This window comes from Flavobacterium sp., from assembly GCF_035292545.1.
In the GTDB taxonomy this organism is placed as follows: Bacteria; Bacteroidota; Bacteroidia; order Flavobacteriales; family Flavobacteriaceae; genus Flavobacterium.
Map to the genome: position 1 here is coordinate 1 of NZ_DATDPV010000039.1, position 19,066 is coordinate 19,066.

14 protein-coding genes are annotated in these 19,066 nt (G+C 34.8%); 7 read left to right on the forward strand and 7 right to left on the reverse strand.

All coding sequences use genetic code 11. From position 1 onward, the window contains the following. Nucleotides 1–1,381 (reverse strand): hypothetical protein (locus VI621_RS06475; protein ID WP_324217567.1); only part of this gene is annotated, 1,381 nt, incomplete at its 3' end. A gap of 763 nt (nt 1,382–2,144) precedes the next feature. Here VI621_RS06475 and VI621_RS06480 point away from each other — a divergent pair. Together VI621_RS06480 and VI621_RS06485 are read left to right on the forward strand one after the other, a co-directional pair. Then, nucleotides 2,145–2,501, forward strand: coding sequence for a hypothetical protein (locus VI621_RS06480; protein ID WP_324217568.1), 357 nt, complete (start codon nt 2,145–2,147; stop codon nt 2,499–2,501). A gap of 26 nt (nt 2,502–2,527) precedes the next feature. Further along, nucleotides 2,528–2,707 carry a hypothetical protein gene (locus VI621_RS06485; RefSeq protein WP_324217569.1) on the forward strand — a complete coding sequence of 60 codons (180 nt, stop codon included), beginning with the start codon at nt 2,528–2,530 and terminating at the stop codon, nt 2,705–2,707. A 102-nt stretch (nt 2,708–2,809) separates the two neighbouring features. Here VI621_RS06485 and VI621_RS06490 read toward each other — a convergent pair whose 3' ends face one another. Then, a complete protein-coding gene (locus VI621_RS06490; RefSeq protein ID WP_324217570.1) occupies nt 2,810–5,761 on the reverse strand; it encodes a PAS domain-containing protein in 2,952 nt (983 codons plus the stop codon). A gap of 174 nt (nt 5,762–5,935) precedes the next feature. Here VI621_RS06490 and VI621_RS06495 point away from each other — a divergent pair, with 174 nt between their 5' ends. The 5 genes from VI621_RS06495 to VI621_RS06515 all read left to right on the forward strand — a co-directional run bounded on the left by VI621_RS06495 (nt 5,936) and on the right by VI621_RS06515 (nt 12,171). Then, nucleotides 5,936–7,249 (forward strand): TolC family protein, encoded by a 1,314-nt coding sequence (locus VI621_RS06495; protein ID WP_324217571.1) that lies wholly within the window; start codon nt 5,936–5,938, stop codon nt 7,247–7,249. Nucleotides 7,250–7,254: 5 nt separating this feature from the next. Continuing rightward, complete coding sequence (locus VI621_RS06500; protein ID WP_324217572.1) at nt 7,255–8,337, forward strand: efflux RND transporter periplasmic adaptor subunit; 1,083 nt, start codon at nt 7,255–7,257, stop codon at nt 8,335–8,337. An 86-nt stretch (nt 8,338–8,423) separates the two neighbouring features. Next, nucleotides 8,424–11,645 (forward strand): efflux RND transporter permease subunit, encoded by a 3,222-nt coding sequence (locus VI621_RS06505; protein WP_324217573.1) that lies wholly within the window; start codon nt 8,424–8,426, stop codon nt 11,643–11,645. A gap of 18 nt (nt 11,646–11,663) precedes the next feature. Then, entirely contained in the window at nt 11,664–11,975 is a 312-nt protein-coding gene (locus VI621_RS06510) for a hypothetical protein (protein ID WP_324217574.1), read from the forward strand. 10 nt (nt 11,976–11,985) lie between these two features. Next, nucleotides 11,986–12,171 carry a DUF2892 domain-containing protein gene (locus tag VI621_RS06515; protein WP_324217575.1) on the forward strand — a complete coding sequence of 62 codons (186 nt, stop codon included), beginning with the start codon at nt 11,986–11,988 and terminating at the stop codon, nt 12,169–12,171. 158 nt (nt 12,172–12,329) lie between these two features. Here the strand turns inward: VI621_RS06515 and VI621_RS06520 are convergent, their stop codons facing one another. From VI621_RS06520 to VI621_RS06540, 5 genes are all read right to left on the reverse strand, one after another. Further along, nucleotides 12,330–12,728, reverse strand: a complete 399-nt coding sequence (locus VI621_RS06520; protein WP_324217576.1) for a cupin domain-containing protein — start codon at nt 12,726–12,728, stop codon at nt 12,330–12,332. A gap of 81 nt (nt 12,729–12,809) precedes the next feature. Further along, a complete protein-coding gene (locus VI621_RS06525; RefSeq protein WP_324217577.1) occupies nt 12,810–14,960 on the reverse strand; it encodes a catalase in 2,151 nt (716 codons plus the stop codon). Between the two features lie 316 nt (nt 14,961–15,276). Then, on the reverse strand, nt 15,277–15,909 hold the full coding sequence (locus VI621_RS06530; protein WP_324217578.1) for a DUF305 domain-containing protein: 633 nt from the start codon (nt 15,907–15,909) through the stop codon (nt 15,277–15,279). 18 nt (nt 15,910–15,927) lie between these two features. Beyond that, on the reverse strand, nt 15,928–16,263 hold the full coding sequence (locus VI621_RS06535) for a four-helix bundle copper-binding protein (protein ID WP_324217579.1): 336 nt from the start codon (nt 16,261–16,263) through the stop codon (nt 15,928–15,930). A 204-nt stretch (nt 16,264–16,467) separates the two neighbouring features. After that, nucleotides 16,468–19,014, reverse strand: coding sequence for a multicopper oxidase domain-containing protein (locus VI621_RS06540; protein WP_324217580.1), 2,547 nt, complete (start codon nt 19,012–19,014; stop codon nt 16,468–16,470). Nucleotides 19,015–19,066 lie beyond the last annotated feature (52 nt).

Genomic DNA, 19,066 nt, shown 5'->3' on the forward strand with positions numbered 1-19,066 from the left:
CACATATCGTTGCTAAAACCGCCCCATCAGGAATCGTTCCCAATGTCAGGCTTAATGGACTACTAGCAAGATTAGTGCTAGTTTGTGTTGAACCTACTTGGGTCACTCCATCTTCCTTAAAAGTTTTTATGGTATATAAACTTGCTTTTATTGCCCCATTATCAACAAGATTCCATCTTCCTGCACTTCCACCATAATCCATGCATACCGTGTAAGTACCATCTGTATTACATATTGTATTTTTTTTGTCAAACTCCAATGTACAGGTGGCACCACCGCATCCATACCTTGATTTATAGACAAGATTCATACTACCTGGGAAGGCAGTTTCGGTTGGTTTAGCCATCCACATAGCTAGGTAATAATTGGTAGGTTTTTTAAAGGATGGAACAGTAATGGTGGTCCAACCATTGCCGCTAAATCCGCAGGCAGGATGGGCAACACCAGTAACGTCTATATTAGCGAATGTAAGATTTGCACAATTGCCCGATAAACCATTATTTGGTACCGGATATTTAGTACCCGTTGTTTCGCCATTAATGGGTTGTGCATTAGTAGGATCAACATGAAACAAAACAAAGCCAACACTTTCGTTTGTTACAATCTGAAATTGATAAGTACCAGCCAAAGGACGAATGTCAAAATTAAACCAAACAATATCCTCCCCTTGTGTAGGAGGTAAAAGCTCATTACCAAATGTTCCACTTGTCATGCTATAACAATCTGTTTTTGGCAGTATCGCAGCAATAGGATTACTAGCAGCATCGTAAGAACCTTTAAAAACCTGTAGTCCAGATTCTGTTTCTGCAGAACTGGCACAACGTACTATTCCTTTGGGCTGCAGGTTAGGGGCATTTTGCACAACAGCCTCCCATAAACTAGTGGGACTATTTCCTTTTCTCCACCCATCTCCTGCAAGCCAACGGTGTGCCTCGCAGGGAGTGGCGGCTCCCACTAAAGGCAATAATGAAGGAGTCAAGCTATACCCGTTTTCTTTATAAATTATCCCATCCTGAGTTGTATAGTTCTGGTAGTCAAGCTTAATGGCGTTTTGTTGCCAGTATTGAGTTTCCCATGGTAGATAGACTTTGTTGTTATGGGTAAAAGCATCCGTAAAGGCAACTGCAGTTTTTAAATTAGAAGTTTCTCTGGTGGCTAAATTTTGTGACCAAGAAAAAATTCCTGTCATACACATTATAAAAATAATAGAGAAATGTAATAATACATTCTTTATTTTGCCTATTTCTGTTTGAGGATTAACAATAATTCTATCCTCAAATTTAAAAAAATCTAATCTAGAAACAGTGTTTTTCGTTACAAAACAACTGATTATTTTACGGGATAAGACATCGAATAAATTCGAAATGGTACTCTTTTTCATGATAATGTAATTTTACACCATAATTGTTTTTAAAAGCAGGAAACGAGTGGATTGGGGAAAGAAAAACTCATAGAAAAACCCATCAACTTCAAAAAATAAACTTAATGAAGTATTCCATCACCAAAGAGATATTTATATTGTGGGGAACAATAACTAAATCCTTTTATTAACCAAAAAAGCCACTTAAAAAATAACTAGAAGCGTTAATTTAAAATAATTAGCATTGTAATTAAAAATAGGATAAAATAAAAGTTTTCAGTCTTGGGGAGAAAACTTGCAGAAAAACGATGCATCTTCAAAAAAATCATGAAGTATCTGATCATTCAGGGAATCTTTATTGTAGGGAACAAAAAGATACCCTTTTACCAACTTATTATTAATCAAAAAAGTTGTTTTGCAAAACGACTTGAAACAGTATAAAAGTAATCTGTATTAAAATTAATTAATTAAAAGGTTTAATAAAATTTTGAGCTATGAAAAGTCGATAATAAACAATTATAACCGACAAAGTACCGGCATATTCAGAAAATTATTATATAAAATGAAAACTTTAAAAACACAACTATCTGATTAACAAGTATTTAATTGTATTTTTATTTGTAGTAATCGTATTTCAGATAATTTAATCTGTCAAACTTCGCAAATTGGTTTTAAAAAAAAACTATAAATCATTTTTTGCACAAATTGCTAATATTTTGAACAAAAAATAAAAATAGTTTCTTTAGGATAATATTAATTAAAAAAAAATAATACATTTGATTTAATGAAAACATTGACAAGAATTATAAGTTTTTACTTTTTATTTCTAATTGCAATTCCTACTATAAAAGTGGTAAAAAGCCAATTAGGGGTCAACTGTAATACTACTTGTCAAAAGGAAAATAAGAATATAAATCCAAAGGGTTGTCAAAAAGAAAAATGTATACTGAATTTTAATTTTAACACGGGACAATATATTGTAGAGCAAATTCAGAGTATTTCGTTTAATCAGGAATTAGGAGCTTTAGAGAGAAAGAATTTAAGTTATGAAAAAGTTTTCCTTTCAAAATACCAAAATACGATTTGGCATCCTCCAAAAAATATTTTTTTTACAGAGGAATTCATTACATCAAAATATTAAAAGTATATAATTTTAAAAACACAAAAATGAAAAAATTAGTTTCAACATTAGCATTAGTAGCTTTCTTATTTTCAATGACTGTTAACGCTCAGGAAGAGCCAAAACAAAAGAAAAAAGCAAAAACTGAAAAATCATGTTCTACAGAAGAAAAAAAGGCTTGTGGAACAGAGAAGAAAGCAGGTTGTTGTTCTGCTAAAAAAGCATAATCACAAACGTACTTGTTTACTATTTACTTTTTTAAAAGAGTGTTTGAGTCTTCAAACACTCTTTTTTTTTGTGTAAAAAATTGATACAAATAGGAAATACAATCAATTTTTATGTAACCATTTGTGCAGTATTTTTTCCAAATCGGTTTGGATTATGGGCTTTGACAGATAATCGTTCATCCCTGAGACTAAACATTTTTCTTTGTCACCATCCATTATACCTGCAGTTATTGCAATGATTGGAATATTTTCTGCGTCTTTTAATTTTCTGATTTCGTCAGTGGCTTCATATCCATTTTTATTTGGCATTTGAATGTCCATTAAAACAAGATCTGGCTTTTCTTTTTTATATTGTTCTATAGCCTCATTTCCATCTTTGGCTTCAAAAATAGTGCAATTGGATATTATTCTTTTGATAAGTGTTTTTGCTAAAAGCATATTAATTTTATTATCCTCAACTATTAAAATCTTTTTATTACTTAGCGTCTTTACAGGAATAATTTTATCCTCTTCAATTATATTGTTTAATACCGAATCTATATTTTTTTTATGGTTTACCTTTTTAAATTTAATGACAAAGAAAAAATCACTTCCTTCTCCATATTTACTGATTAATTGCAATTTACTGTCCATTAGTGCCAAAAGCCGATTTGAAATAGCCAAACCTAATCCTGTACCCCCAAATTTTCGATTGGTGGAATTATCTTCCTGAACAAAAGAATTAAATATTTTTTCGTTATTGTCTGTTTTTATGCCCACTCCTGTATCTTTTACAGAAAACTTTATGGTTGACCATTTTTTATCTGATGGTTCTATTTCGTTGATATCCAATTGTATTTCTCCGAAATTGGTAAATTTTATGGCATTACTCAACAGATTTACTAATATTTGTTTTAATCTCACTGAATCCGAAAGAATATATTGCGGAACATTTTTATCGATTTGGAGTATCAAATCTATCTTTTTTTGATTGGCCTGATGTTTAAATAATCCAATAACCTGATTAGTTAATTTAAAAAGATTTATTTCGTTGATATTTAACTCTAATTTTCCGGATTCTATTTTAGAAAAATCTAAAATATCATTGACAATCTCCATTAACGAAATTGCGGATTCATTAACGGTGGCCATATATTCAGACTGATTCTTTTTTAGATTTGATTTCATTAACAAATGAGTAAAACCAATTATTCCGTTTAATGGGGTTCTAATTTCATGACTCATGTTGGCAAGAAAATCGGTCTTGGCTTTATTAGCGGTTTCGGCCAGATCTTTTGCTTTTATTAACTCCATTTCCATCAACTTGCGTTCTGTAATGTCAGTAGTTGTACCGATGTAGCCTACAATCTGATTTTCTGAGTTTTTCTCAGGAATAGCTTGTGCAATTACCCAGGCAATAGAACGGTTGGGCCGAACAAAACGGTATTCATACAAAAAGTTTTCTTTTTGCCTTGTCGCATTCTCCCAAACGTTTGATAATGCAGTTCTATCTTCATTATGAACAGCATTAAGCCAGCCGGTTCCCATTGCTTCCTGAAAAGATAAGCCTGTGATTTGACACCAACGTGCATTAACATAGGTTGTATGACCTGTTGCATCGGTACGAAATATACCTACAGGAGAAACTTCTGTAAGCATATGATACCTTTGTTCACTTTCAATTACCGATTCCTCTGCCTTTTTTCTCAGTGCTTCCTTTTCAAAAATTTCTAAAGCAAAAGCCACATCATCTGTTGCTTTTTCTAATAAAGCAATTTCTTCAGCATCAAAAAAGTTTTTTTCATTGGCATAAAATGAAAAAGCACCAATTACCTTACCGAATTTTTTTAGTGGTACTGCCATCGAAGAACAATAACCTCGTTTTAAAGCTTCTTTTCTCCAAGGCCGCATTATTGAATCATTTTCAATATCATTACAAATAACAGATCTTCCTTCTCTAATTGAAGTGCCACCGGGACCTCTTCCTGCTGGTATATCTTCAGCTGATATCTTTTTAATTATGGATAGATACCCTTGATCTTCACCTGCTATCATTGCAGGAATTAATTTTTTAGTATCTTCATCAATCGTTCCAATCCATGCCATTCTAAACTTGCCTATGTCAACAGCAATAGTACAAGCTTCTCTAAAAAGCGCCTGTACATCAGTGGTATGAACAATCATTTGGTTAATTTCACTGATAAATAAATAAAGCCGATTTGCTTTAATTAGTTTTTGTTCTGCTCTGATTCGTTCTGTGATATCAGTAATAATTCCATGGCAAATAACAGTTCCTTCCGGTTCTACTACGGGTAAAGAATTCATCTCATGCCATACCATTCCTTTTTTTGGATGAAAATAACGATATTGACCTTTAAGGGGAACCAACTTTGACTTCGTTTCGATAATGCTTTGCATAACATAATCTAAATCGTCGGGGTGAATCAATGAAAAAAGTTTATTTGGATCATTCTTAATATCTTCGTAAGCAAAACCATAGATTTCGTCAATGGCATTACTGGCATATGGATAGTATAAGGAGCCGTCTTTATTTTGACGCATCGAATAAATCAGACCAGGTGAGGTTGCTGCAATTTTGGCAAACTTATCTCTTTCTTCTTTTAAAGTTTCAATTGCTTTTTTCTTTTCTATTATATCTCTTCCAATGGCATAAATAAATTCTTTTGAAGCCGACTTAGTAGTGGTCCATTGGATCGTTACGATATCTTTATTTTTTTTAATGTATCGGTTTTCGAAATTTATTGAGGTATGATGTCCTAGTGATAATTGTTTTAATTCCCGAGTAGTTTTCTCCACATCATCAGGATGAATAAATGAGAGCATGGAATTAGTTAATAATTCTTCTTTCGTATAACCTAAAACCTTTATAAAAGTGGGATTAATCTCTTTAAAAAATCCATCAATTCCTGCGATGCAAACTAAATCCTGCGATTCTTTTTGATAGAATTCAAAGTTATTAATTGATTCTTTGTGCTCAAGCAGGCGATTAATTTCTAATTCCTGGTCTTTTGTTTTATTGAGTAGATAGTCATATGTTGGTTTTTGTTCTTTCATACCAATAAAAATTCCATATTATGTGTTAAATATAATAAATTATAACTAGAAATAAAACACCTTCAATTATTTAAAAAATTATTGAAACACATAATATTGTTCCAATGTAACACTTGTTACTGACCACGCATTTCTACGAATATATCTTTGCTTCATAATTCAGATAAAACGATTATGAAGAAAATAAATTTTATACTAGTACTTGGAGTACTATCCATTTCGACTTTAGGTTTTAGTCAGGATACTTTGACTATTTCCAAAAGTGATTTATGGCAAAAAGTCTCCGATAATAATTTGCAAATAAAAATTGCAGAAAAATCTTTTAAATCGGCGCAGGCAGATTACAGACAATCCAACTCACTTTTCCTGCCCAATATTTCAGTTTCCCATACTGCGATTTCAACCACAAATCCGTTGATGGCTTTTGGTTCAAAATTGAATCAGGAAATCCTGACTACTTCCGATTTTGATCCGGCATTGTTAAATAATCCGGACAGAATAGAAAATTACGCCACTAAAATAGAAGTTTTACAACCCATACTTAATCTGGATGGATTGTACGGAAGACAAGCTGCCAAAGCCAAAATGGGTGCTTTTCTATTGCAAACCGAAAGAACCAAAGAATATCTGGAACTGGAAGTTAACAAATCGTATATGCAATTGCAGTTAGCCTATAAATCAGTTAAAGTTTTAGAAAAGGCAAGCATTACCGGAGATGCCAATTTAAAACAAGTAGATAATTATTTCAAGCAGGGCATACTCCAAAAAACCGATTTACTATCGGTGCAGGTTCGTGTAAACGAAATAAAAAATCAATTGCAATATGCGAAAAGTAATGTGCAAAATGCCTCAGATTATTTGGCTTTTTTATTGAATGAAGATAATACGAACAAGGTTTTTAAACCTGCCGACGAACTAGAAAATACCATTGCAATTGAATCTGTCAATACCACACTTTCGGTAAATCGAAAAGACATTCAGGCTTTGGAAAAATCATCCGAAGCTTACCAAAAAATGTTGCTGTCAAGCAAAATGAATTTCTTACCTCGTTTAAATGCTTTTGGAAGTTATGAATTGTACGATGACAAAATTTTTGGTACCAATGCCAAAGGATATGTAGTGGGAGCACAACTATCCTGGAATGTATTTGATGGTTATAAATCCATTGGAAAAATGGAAAAAGCCAAAGCCGATTTTCAAAAATCGGAAATGGAAACCCAACAATACAAAGCCCAGAGCCAATTAGAATTAAACAAAACCAACCGTCAGCTGAAAGATGCCGAAAACAAGGTCAATTTATCTAAACTGGCATTTGAACAATCTCAGGAAGCCTATAGAATCAGAAGCAATCGTTTTACACAAGGGCTGGAAAAAACGAATGATTTGTTGCAGTCTGAAACTCAAATGTTCCAAAAAGAATTGGAATTGCTGCAAGCTGTTTTCGAGTACAATTTTACCCAACAATATTTACAATTTTTAACCAAATAAAAACCATGAAAAAAATATTCATACCAATAATAGCTGTAGCATTTTTCGTTTTAACCTCTTGCAACGGAGAGAAGAAAGAAGTCGTTGCCAATGAACCAATAATTGCCGTAAAAGTAAGCGGAATTTCATCTTATGAAAACAGCCCATTTGTTACTGCAAGCGGAAAAATTGAAGCCGAAAACAGCGCAAATTTAAGTACGCGACTGATGGGTTATATCACTAAAATTCATGTTCAGATGGGGCAAAAAGTAACTGCCGGACAATTATTGGTCAGCATCAATAATACCGATTTGTTAGCCAAAAAAGCGCAAGTAGACGCTAGTATTCTTCAGGCAACTGCGGGTTACAACAGTGCCAGAAAAGATTACGAACGATTTGTGAATTTATTCAAACAACAAAGTGCTTCCCAAAAAGAACTGGACGATATGACGGCACGTTACGAAATGGCCAAAGCCGCATTGGAAGGCGCCAGGCAAATGCGAAACGAAGTAATTGCGCAGTTTTCTTATGCTAACATTACCGCATCGTTTTCGGGAGTGGTGACGAATACTTTTGTAAAAGAAGGAGATATGGCCAATCCGGGAATGCCTTTAGTAAGTGTCGAAGGCGCTTCTAAATTGCAGGTTACTGCGATGGTTTCGGAAAATGATATTGTTTCTATAAAAAAAGGAATGCCGGTAAAAGTATTGGTAAAATCTTCCAATGCAGCTTTAACGGGTAAAGTGAGCGAGGTAAGTTTATCTGCTAAAAATACTGGTGGACAATATTTAGTGAAAATCAATTTAGATAAAACGGATAGTTCGGTTTTATCGGGAATGTTTGTAAATGTGCAATTTCCTGTTGAAAACAAAACCCAAACGGTAAAAACCGACAGAATTCTAGTTCCTGAGAGCGCTTTGGTGAAACAAGGTCAATTAGTTGGGATTTATACCATAGGAACCGGAAATTTTGCCATATTAAGATGGTTACGAACCGGAAAAACTTTTGGAGATCAGGTAGAAGTCTTATCAGGATTGTCAACTGATGAACAATATATAATTTCGGCAGATGGGAAGTTGTATAACGGAACTAAAGTCAGTGTTCAGTAATCAATATAAAATCAGGGTTAACAGTCGCAGTTTTAGGTTTTAAAAAACTATAAACTTTTAGACATTAAACTATAAACAAAAAGAAAATGCAAGAAGGAATTTCAGGTAAGATAGCTAATTTTTTCATCAATTCGAAACTAACCATTTTATTGATGGTGGCTTTAATGATTATTGGTGTTTATAGTTCTTTTCTCATTCCAAGAGAGGAAGAACCACAAATTAATGTTCCGATGGCCGACGTAATGGTGGGTTATCCGGGAGCAAGCCCGACAGAAGTGGAAAGTCGTGTCATCAAACCATTGGAGAAAGTGATTTCTAATATCAAAGGGGTGGAACACGTGCACAGTATGGCAATGAATGGCCAGGCGATGTTGATTGTACAGTTTTATGTTGGTCAGGATGTCGAACGTTCCTATGTGAAATTGTATGACGAATTAGCGAAACACGAAAATATGTTTCCGCAAGGCGTTTATAAACCTATGGTAAAAACGCGTTCTATAGATGATGTGCCGATGCTTGGAATTACACTTTGGAGTGAAAAACAAGATGATTTTCAGTTGCGCCAGATTGCCGAGGAAGTAACATCTGAGATAGAAAAAGTAAAAGATGTAGCGATTACCAAAGAAATTGGCGGGAGCAATCGGGAACTAAAAGTGATTTTAGATAAAGATAAAATGGCCGAAAATGGCGTGGATGCCTTGGGTATCATGCAAATGATTCAGGCCAATAACGGCAGTTCTCAATCGGGAAGTTTTGTACAAAATGACCAGGAATATTTAGTTACTACGGGTCAGTTTTTATCAAATGCCGATGATGTGGAAAACCTGGTTGTTGGCGTAAACAAAAACATGCCGGTCTATTTAAAACAAGTGGCGAGAGTAAAAGATGGTCCTGCAACAGCAAAAAGTTATGTTTCTTTTGGTTACGGAAAAACCAATGAAAAATTCAAAACCGCAAAATCAGAATATCCAGCCGTTACAATTTCAATTGGAAAAGTAAAAGGTGCCGATGCGATGAAAATTTCGGATAAGATTCTGGAAAAAGTAGCGCATTTGAAGAAAAATTTAATTCCGGACGATGTCCACGTAGAAGTGACCCGAAATTATGGAGAAACCGCTTCTCACAAAGTTGGCGAATTGCTGTTGCACTTGGGTGTGGCAATTATAGCAGTGACTGTTTTGGTGATGCTGGCGATGGGCTGGCGTGGTGGATTGGTGGTTTTCTTTTCAGTTCCATTGACGTTTGCACTGACTCTGTTTGCTTATTATTTATTGGATTATACTTTAAATAGAATTACACTTTTTGCCTTGGTATTCGTGGTCGGAATTGTTGTGGATGACAGTATCATTATTGCCGAAAACATGCACCGCCATTTCAAGATGAAGCGACTGCCCTTTAAACAAGCAGCTATTTATGCGATAAATGAAGTGGGAAATCCAACGATTTTGGCAACATTTACGGTTATTGCAGCTATTTTACCTATGGCTTTCGTGTCCGGAATGATGGGGCCTTATATGAGTCCGATGCCAATTGGCGCTTCGATTGCGATGATTCTGTCCTTGTTTGTAGCTTTGACCGTTACGCCTTATTTGGGATACCATTTGCTTCAGGAAAAAGATGAGCAAGAGCACAAAGAAGCCGAAGGAATGGAAACCAGCCGTATTTATAAATTATACAATAGACTGGAGCGTCCGTTTTTGGAAAACAGCTTAAAAAGAAGAATACTTTTAGCGGTTACCGTGGTGCTGTTATTTGGATCTGTTTTGATGTTTTTTACCAAATCAGTTGTGGTAAAAATGCTGCCTTTTGATAATAAAAACGAATTTCAGGTTGTGATTGATATGCCAGAAGGAACAACCTTGGAAAGAACCGCAGCAGTTACTAAAGAAATTGCACAGTATTTATCGACTAAACCCGAAGTAGTTAATTATCAGAATTATATTGGCACATCAGCGCCGATAACTTTTAATGGTTTGGTTCGTCATTATGATTTAAGGGGGGGGAGTAATATGGCTGATATTCAGGTGAATCTTTTACATAAGGAAGACCGTGATTTACAAAGTCATGAAATTGCTAAAGCAATGCGTCCCGAAATTCAGAAGATTGCCAAAAAATACGGTGCGAATGTAAAAATTATAGAAGTTCCGCCAGGACCACCTGTATTGTCAACATTAGTTGCAGAAATTTATGGTCCAAATTACGAAGATCAGATAAAAGTGGCGCATCAGGTAAAAGAGATTCTTCAAAACACTTCTGATATTGTGGATATCGATTGGATGGTTGAAGACAATCAAACCGAGTACAAACTCGAAGTAGATAAAGAAAAAGCCATGCTTAACGGGATTGCACCGCAACAAGTAATTGGAAATCTGACATATTTGTTAAAAGAATATCCGGTTTCTAATTTGTACGATGAAAATTCCAATGATAATGTAGGCATTGTCCTTTCATTGGAGGACAAAGACAAGACCAGTTTACAGGACATTCAAAACCTGAAAATCAAAGGAACTCAGGGTAATATGATTCCGGTGAGTGATTTGGTAAAAGTTAAAAAAGATACTTTACAGAAAACCATCTATAGAAAAGACCAAAAACGGGTCGTTTATGTTACCGCTGATATGGCTGGCGCATTGGAAAGTCCCGTGTATGCGATTTTGGGAATGAATGAAAAGTTGGCTAAAATGAAAGTGCCAAAAGGCTACAAAATCAATGAACTGTATATGGAACAACCCACGGACGAAAGTGATTTTACCGTAAAATGGGATGGCGAATGGCAGGTGACTTTGGAAGTTTTCCGAGATTTGGGAGTTGCTTTTATGGTGGTAATTGTGATTATTTATATGCTGATTGTGGGTTGGTTCCAGAACTTTAAAACACCAATTGTGATGATGCTTGCCATTCCGCTTTCGTTAATCGGAATTGTATTTGGTCACTGGGTATTAGACGCTTATTTTACCGCAACTTCTTTTATTGGAATGATTGCTTTGGCGGGAGTCATGGTGAGGAACTCGGTTTTATTAATTGATTTTATAGAAATCCGATTGAATGATGGCATTCCTTTGAAACAAGCCATTATTGAAGCGGGAGCAGTGCGAACCACGCCAATTTTATTAACAACGGGTGCAGTAGTAATTGGAGCTTCTATTATTTTGTTTGATCCGATATTTCAAGGATTAGCGATTTCATTGGTAGCCGGAGCGATTGTTTCCACGATACTTACCTTGATTGTAGTGCCGTTGATTTATTACATTACTGAAAGAAAAAAATGGGAAAAACCTTCTCAAGGATCAGATGAAAAAAACTTATAACTTATAACTCATAATTCAATGAAACTACTCATCATAACCGCCATCGCAGCGTTCGACAAAGAAATCAAACATATACTTAAACAAGCAGATGTTAAAACCTTTACCTATAAAGAAGTAAAAGGATATAAAGATATTTCAGAAGAATCAATTGAAAGCAATTGGTTTGCCAGTGAAATAAACGAAACGGAATCGATATTGTTTTATGCTTTCGTAAAAATCGGAAATGTAGATAGAGTGTTTGACTTGGTTTCTGATTTCAATGAAAAGCAAAAAACATTATCAAAAATTCATGTAGCGGTTTTAAATATTGAACGATCTAACAATCAATAAATACAAAAAAATGAAAAATAGAATTATCAGGGCTTTCGCAGGGGTTTTTATCCTTTTCAGCTTATTATTAGCGTTGTATGTAAACCAAAACTGGTTGTGGCTTACCGCATTTGTTGGAGCTAATTTATTTCAATCTTCCATTACCAAATGGTGTTTGCTGGAAGATATCCTGACTAAGTTAGGAGTTAAAGATTAATAAAACTCTTTGATTTTTATATAAATAAAAAAACCGAAATAAAAGTTTCGGTTTTTCTTTGTTCAGATAATTATGTTTTTAGATTAGCAACTTTTTACCAATTAAGAGCAAGGCCTAATTTGTTTTAAATTTTAATTACTTGTTTTATTAAGAACAAATTATTCTGTTGTTTTACCGTCAAATTCTTCACTGTTGTTTTCGGCCTCTTCTTTGGTAGCTCTTACAATGCCATCTCTGTGATGAGGTGGAGCATAAATAGTATACATTTTTAATGCCAGGGTACGATCAGTATTGATGATATTATGCTTCGCACCGGCTGGGATAATAATAACATCCCCATCGGTCACTTGATATTCGTTACCATCGATTACACATTTTCCTGTGCCACTTTCAAAACGAAAAAACTGGTCGTTGTCGGGATGAGTTTCTTCGCCAATTTCTTCGCCAACGTTAAGACTCATCAATACTAATTGCAGATGTTTGGCAGTATATAATACTTTCCGGAAATTATTATTTTCCAGTGTATCCTTTTCGATGTTACTTTTAAATCCTTTCATAATTATTTTTATGAAGTTATAATCTAATGTCTTTTATTTTTTAACTAGTCCTTAGAAATAGTTTCATAACAGGTTATGTTTTTATAGCTCTGCTTCTCGATTCCAAAAACGGTGATTTCCCATAGCATCTATAAATGCTTTTGTGAAATTTTTATCAGTTTTTGAATTAATAATAATTCCTTCTTCTTCATTTTTATCTGATTTATCATCAATATTGGTTTTACTCAATATTTCAAATTCATCAGTACCAATGACTTTACAATGCTTGTAAGCTTCATTTAAAAATTCGATAGCTTCTGCATTAGAATTTAAGAATTTAGCATTTTTTCCGCCGGGAATATACACGGCATCAAATAAAACAGAAGCGGCAATCAGGAAACTCTGGTCAACCGCGAGTTCATTTCCTTCGCTTGTTTTTATGGTTCCTAAATGGGGCGCAATAATTTTTGCAGTAGCACCAGCTTTTTCCAATGCGGATTTCATGGCATTAACCGATGCTTGGTGAACGCCTTCTGAGCATAAAAAAGCAACTTGTCTGGTTGCAATTGTTTTGGACAATGTTTTGTTTTTAAGCATACTCAGCGCATCCGAAGATTTCACGCTTTGGGTAACTTTTTTTGGCTCAAACTTTTGTTTGTCTGCATTCGCTCCAACACCATGATTGATTGGTTTTTCCGGGTTACCGGGAACTTTAAGGCCTAAACCTTGGGCAACTTTATCGGCTAATGTTTTATCAATTTGAGATAGTAGCCCGAGCATACGGTTTTGTATGGCTAAAGTTTCTAATTTACCCAATTCAAAACGCAAGGCATTTATAATATGATTTTTTTCAATTTGGGTCTGGCTATTAAAAAATAAGGTTGCCTGACTAAAATGATCTGAAAAACTCTCGCTGCGGTCTCGCACTTTTTGAGCATCTATCCTTTCATTGAAACTGGTAAAACCTCCTTCGTCAATTTTTGCCTGAAAAGGACAACCTCCGCCCAAAGAATTGGGGTGATAACTTACCCGGCCCACATTAATTTCCTGGCGCATGTGTCCATCACGCTGGTTATTGAACATGGGTGCAATAGTCCTATTGATAGGAATTTCATGAAAATTTGGACTTCCCAAGCGCGATAATTGAGTATCGGTATATGAAAATAAACGCCCTTGTAATAACGGATCGTTTGTAAAATCGATTCCAGGTACAATATGTCCTGGGTGAAAAGCAACTTGCTCTGTTTCCGCAAAGAAATTATCAGGATTACGGTTGAGTACCATTTTTCCAATTATGGTAACCGGAACCAATTCTTCCGGAACTATCTTGGTTGGATCTAATAAATCAAATTCGAATTTATGCTCATCGGCTTCTGGAATAATCTGAACGCCTAATTCCCATTCGGGATAATTCCCACTTTCGATGGCTTCCCATAAATCCTGACGATGAAAATCGGAATTTTTTCCTGATATTTTTTGAGCTTCATCCCAAACTACGGCATGCGTACCTAATTTTGGTTTCCAATGGAATTTTACAAAATACGATTCATTTTTTTTATTTATAAAACGAAAAGTATGCACCCCAAAACCTTCCATCATTCGTAAACTTCTTGGGATTGCCCTGTCCGACATCACCCACATAATCGTATGCATGGTTTCAGGCATTAATGAAATGAAGTCCCAAAAAGTATCATGTGCAGAAGCTGCTTGTGGCATTTCATTATTCGGTTCGGGTTTTACGGCATGGATTAAATCCGGAAATTTTATGGCATCCTGAATAAAAAATACGGGTACATTATTTCCAACCAAATCATAATTACCTTGCTCTGTATAAAATTTTACTGCAAAACCTCTAATATCACGAGCCAAATCCGTGGAGCCTCTGGATCCTGCAACTGTAGAAAAGCGTGTAAAAACGGGAGTTTTAAGACTAGGATCCTGAAGGAATCCTGCTTTAGTATATTTCTCCATTGATTCATAAACCTGAAAATAACCATGCGCAGCTGAACCTCGCGCATGTACAATCCTTTCCGGAATTCTTTCATGGTCAAAATGGGTGATTTTTTCTCTTAAGATAAAATCTTCCAATAAGGAAGGTCCGCGTTCTCCGGCTTTAAGGGAATTATTATCATCGTTAATTTTTAAACCCTGATCCGTAGTCATAAACTGATTAGTACCATCGGATTTATTTAATTTCAAATCCCGTTGTTTCTGATTTTCAGCATCATCTAAATGTTTTTTTGTGTTTTTCATTTTAGTAGTTTATTGGTTTGTAACACTTTCTAAAGTATTATAAAATTACACTTTTAAAGAGAATTTTTTTTACACAATTCTATTTAAATTTTATAAAATTCTTGTTTTAAATAAATTTATGATGCTGTATTATAGAACATTACATTTTTTTTTATTTAAATGTACCAGCAATTTTTTGAAGAAGATTTTGGTGTAAGAATGAGTCCGAAAAGCGCATTTTTTAATAATGCTAAATAGAACTTTCGGAATGAATAATCAACAGGATATTAGAAATCAATAGCTATTAAAATTTATAATAAATACGACAATAATTATTTTATTTATTCGCTGAAAGCCAATTTTTGAACTCTTTGACATTTTTTGTCTGGTCTGTACTTATTTTTTGCGCCAATTGTTTTAAAGCTCTGTTTTTTCCATGAAAAGGTAAACTCCTGGACATCTCAACGGCTCCTTGATGGTGCGGAATCATCAATATTACAAAATCTTTGTCTGTCTGTCCTGTCAACGACATTTCTTTCATCTTATCCATCATTCTCTTCATGGCATTCTGCAATTCCGGATGGTTTTCTTTACTTTTAATCTGCGCAGATTTGGCTTTTTTTAGGATTTCTTTAAGTTTTGCCTGTTCATCTGTTTGTGTGGTAATAATGCTTTGGGCCATTATTTTTATTTTTTGATCAGTTCCTTTCTCAACTTCTATTAATGCCATGTCAATAGCTCCCTGATGGTGGGCAATCATCATGTTTGCATAATCTATATCGAAATCGTGGGTTATGGTGATTGCATTTATTTTGGCCATCATGGTGTCCATTGCTTTCATCATTTCATTGTCGATGTTGTTAATTGCAATTGGACTGGATGGAGTATCTTCCACTGTTTTTGTATTATTTTTGCATGACGTTAAAAAGCAGATAGCTGTTATTACTGATAAAATTAAGCGTTTATTCATACTTTATAATTTTATTAATTATATTTTACTCATATTACTACATTCAGCAGCACATTTTCGACAGGCATCTGCACAATTTTTACAATGTTCCATATGTGCGTGTTTTTCGCATTCTTCTGCACAGGCGTTACAAATTTCAGCACACATATTACAGATTTTTTCAGCATATTCACTTCCACTTGCCATAAATTGCATTGCAACCGTACATATAGCAGCACAATCCTGGTTTAATTTAATACAATGCGCAAGCATTTTTACATCTTGCTCATTCAAGCATGCACTTTCACAATGAAAACATTCTACTGCACAATCCGAACACGTATCGATACAACTTTGGAATTTTTGATGACTCATCTTATTAAAATTTAATTGTGAATTATTTTTCACAGTATAAAGTTAGCTTTTTTATCTATAAAAGTATTGTGATATCTTACCAAATAATTGTTTAATTCACACATTATCAATAGTATTGTTTAGATTTAAAAAAATGCAACAACAAAAAAATGCTTGACTTTTACAACAAGCATGTTTTTGTTCTAACTTTAAAATTATACTTTTTTAATAGTTAAAATTTACTCCAAAACCAATTCCCATATCGCTGTCGTAATGGGTTGTAATTCCAAAGTTTTTGCCTAATATATATTTAAAACCGGCCATATATTCCTTGTCGGTGTTCCACATTAAATTCATTCGTAATCGTTTGGAAACCGGAATATCCATTCTTTCGAATTGTAATCTGAAATTCCCATCGGTAAATACTTCTGCTTGTGCTTTTATCAGCATTGGCAAAGTATATTCAATTCCGGCACTAAAAACAGCACGATTGTTTTTAGTGTTTGATTGTCCAAAAATATTTTCTTCTATTTCTTCGGGATTGTTTTTTCTGTAACGCCAATCAAAACCTACGAATGGCATGATCCATTGCATTTTGCCAATATATCTTCCAATATGGGTTTCGGTTTCGTAGCCGTGATGATTACTGTAACCCAATCGCCATTCGGTTCCAATACTCCAACGGGTGTTACTAAACATGGCCATTCCATCGTTTCCGTTTGTGGCAAAATCATTTTCTGCCATGAAATGAAATGCTCTGTCGTCGGCAAATAATTTGCGTTGGGCCAATTTAGGATTTGGTATTTCGGGATTTGGGGGTGAATTTTCATAACTAAAAACCCTGCCCATACCCGCCATCATATGGTATAAAATATGACAATGAAAAAACCAGTCGCCGCTTTCGGTAGCTGCAAACTCTAAAGTATCGGTTTCCATTGGCATGATGTCGATAATATTTTTTAAAGGCGCATAATCCCCTTGACCGTTGATTACCCTAAAATCATGGCCGTGCAAGTGCATTGGATGTCGCATCATCGAATTATTGTGAATGATCAGGCGTATGATTTCTCCTTTTTTAATTAAGATTTTATCGGTTTCTGAAACTACTTTATTATCCAAACTCCAAACGTAACGGTTCATATTTCCTGTCAGCTCAAACTTAAATTCTTTTACTGGTGCGTCTTTTGGAAGATTTGTTTTCGTTGGTGATTTCAGCATGGCATAATTCAAGGTGGTAATATCAGAAAGTGCATTACCATCATATTGATTGTGGTTAGCATGTTCATTATCCATTTTAACAGCTTCTTTTTTCTTTCCGTCACCTGTAATTTCAGGATACATTACCACATTCATATCCATTTGATTGAGGCTCATATTCATTCCCATATCATCCAAATCGCCGTTCATTTTCATCATATCGTTCATCATTTTCATTCCTTCAAAATATTTCAATTTGGGTAGAGGAGATGTTAATTGTTTGATGCCATCGCCTAAATATAATGAGGCTGATTTGGTACGATCTTCGGATGTTACTAAAAATTCATACGCCGTTTTATCTTCTGGAATAGTTACAATAACATCGTACGTTTCGGAAACTGCAATGATTAATCGATCTACTTCAATGGGTTCAATATCATTTCCATCATTGGCCACAACGGTAATTTTTCCTCCGGCATATGTCAGCCAAAAATAAGTGGATGCACCTCCGTTTGAAATTCGCAAGCGGACTTTGTCGCCTGCTTTGAACTGCTTAAGCTGACTTTCATTTTTTCCGTTGATTAAAAATTTGTCATAATACACATCACTTACATCCATGGCGTTCATCCGTTTCCATTCGTTGGTGACTTTGGTTCTAAAATGGCCGTTTCTGATGGCTTCCGTATAACTTTGTGTCGTTCCTTTTTGAATAGCAAACCAATCGGATGCATTGTGTAGCAATCGGTGTACGTTTTTTGGATTCATATCGGTCCATTCACTCAAAATTATTGGAACGGTGGGAATAGCTAGTTCTTCTCTTTTATTCATAATAAAAGAGCCATACATTCCAATTTGTTCCTGTAATCCCGTATGGCTGTGATACCAATGCGTTCCGTGCTGGATAATCGGGAAAGTATATTTATGGGTGGTGTGCGGTTTGATTGGCATTTGGGTAAGATTGGGCACGCCGTCTTCTTTATTGGGTAAAAACAATCCGTGCCAATGCAAGGAAGTATCTTCGTCCAACTCATTATGCACATAAATTTCAGCGGTATCACCTTCTGTAAAAGTTAAAGTTGGCATTGGAATTTGTCCGTTTACGGCGATAGCTCTTTTGGGTTTGCCTGTAAAATTAACAATTGTGTCCCGTACATATAAATCGTATCGGACAGTTCTTGGCGGGGTAGTGTTGACAATAGTTTTTATAGGCTCAGTTTTAGGCAAAACCATGTTGTCCATGTTGTGTTTTTGAGGTGTAATGTGATCCTCTTTTTTTATGTTTTCAGTCTTAATCTTCTTTTCAGAAGTTTTTTTCGCAGGGACTGGTATTTTATTCGGCTTTTTAGCTGCCGTTTTTTTAACTGCTTTTGGTTTTTCTTTTATCAATTTCATGCCACATTTCGGACAATTTCCGGGTTTATCCGCATGAATTTCGGGATGCATTGGGCAGGTGTAAGTACTTGGCTGCACTTGTTGGCTGTTTTCATTTTTTTTAATAGTCATCCCTTTCATATTCGCAACTTGTGCAAAGGAAAAAAAGGTAAGGATGAATGATATAATTGCTATTTTTTTCATGTATATAAATTGATTGTGCGAGTCCAAAACAGATATAGGACTTAGTATTTTT

Excerpts from the sequence above, each read along its gene's own strand:
- VI621_RS06480 (WP_324217568.1), top strand. The coding sequence starts at position 2,145 with ATGAAAACATTGACAAGAATTATAAGTTTTTACTTTTTATTTCTAATT.
- VI621_RS06485 (WP_324217569.1), top strand. The coding sequence starts at position 2,528 with ATGAAAAAATTAGTTTCAACATTAGCATTAGTAGCTTTCTTATTTTCA.
- VI621_RS06490 (WP_324217570.1), bottom strand. The coding sequence starts at position 5,761 with ATGAAAGAACAAAAACCAACATATGACTATCTACTCAATAAAACAAAA.
- VI621_RS06495 (WP_324217571.1), top strand. The coding sequence starts at position 5,936 with ATGAAGAAAATAAATTTTATACTAGTACTTGGAGTACTATCCATTTCG.
- VI621_RS06500 (WP_324217572.1), top strand. The coding sequence starts at position 7,255 with ATGAAAAAAATATTCATACCAATAATAGCTGTAGCATTTTTCGTTTTA.
- VI621_RS06505 (WP_324217573.1), top strand. The coding sequence starts at position 8,424 with ATGCAAGAAGGAATTTCAGGTAAGATAGCTAATTTTTTCATCAATTCG.
- VI621_RS06510 (WP_324217574.1), top strand. The coding sequence starts at position 11,664 with ATGAAACTACTCATCATAACCGCCATCGCAGCGTTCGACAAAGAAATC.
- VI621_RS06515 (WP_324217575.1), top strand. The coding sequence starts at position 11,986 with ATGAAAAATAGAATTATCAGGGCTTTCGCAGGGGTTTTTATCCTTTTC.
- VI621_RS06520 (WP_324217576.1), bottom strand. The coding sequence starts at position 12,728 with ATGAAAGGATTTAAAAGTAACATCGAAAAGGATACACTGGAAAATAAT.
- VI621_RS06525 (WP_324217577.1), bottom strand. The coding sequence starts at position 14,960 with ATGAAAAACACAAAAAAACATTTAGATGATGCTGAAAATCAGAAACAA.
- VI621_RS06530 (WP_324217578.1), bottom strand. The coding sequence starts at position 15,909 with ATGAATAAACGCTTAATTTTATCAGTAATAACAGCTATCTGCTTTTTA.
- VI621_RS06535 (WP_324217579.1), bottom strand. The coding sequence starts at position 16,263 with ATGAGTCATCAAAAATTCCAAAGTTGTATCGATACGTGTTCGGATTGT.
- VI621_RS06540 (WP_324217580.1), bottom strand. The coding sequence starts at position 19,014 with ATGAAAAAAATAGCAATTATATCATTCATCCTTACCTTTTTTTCCTTT.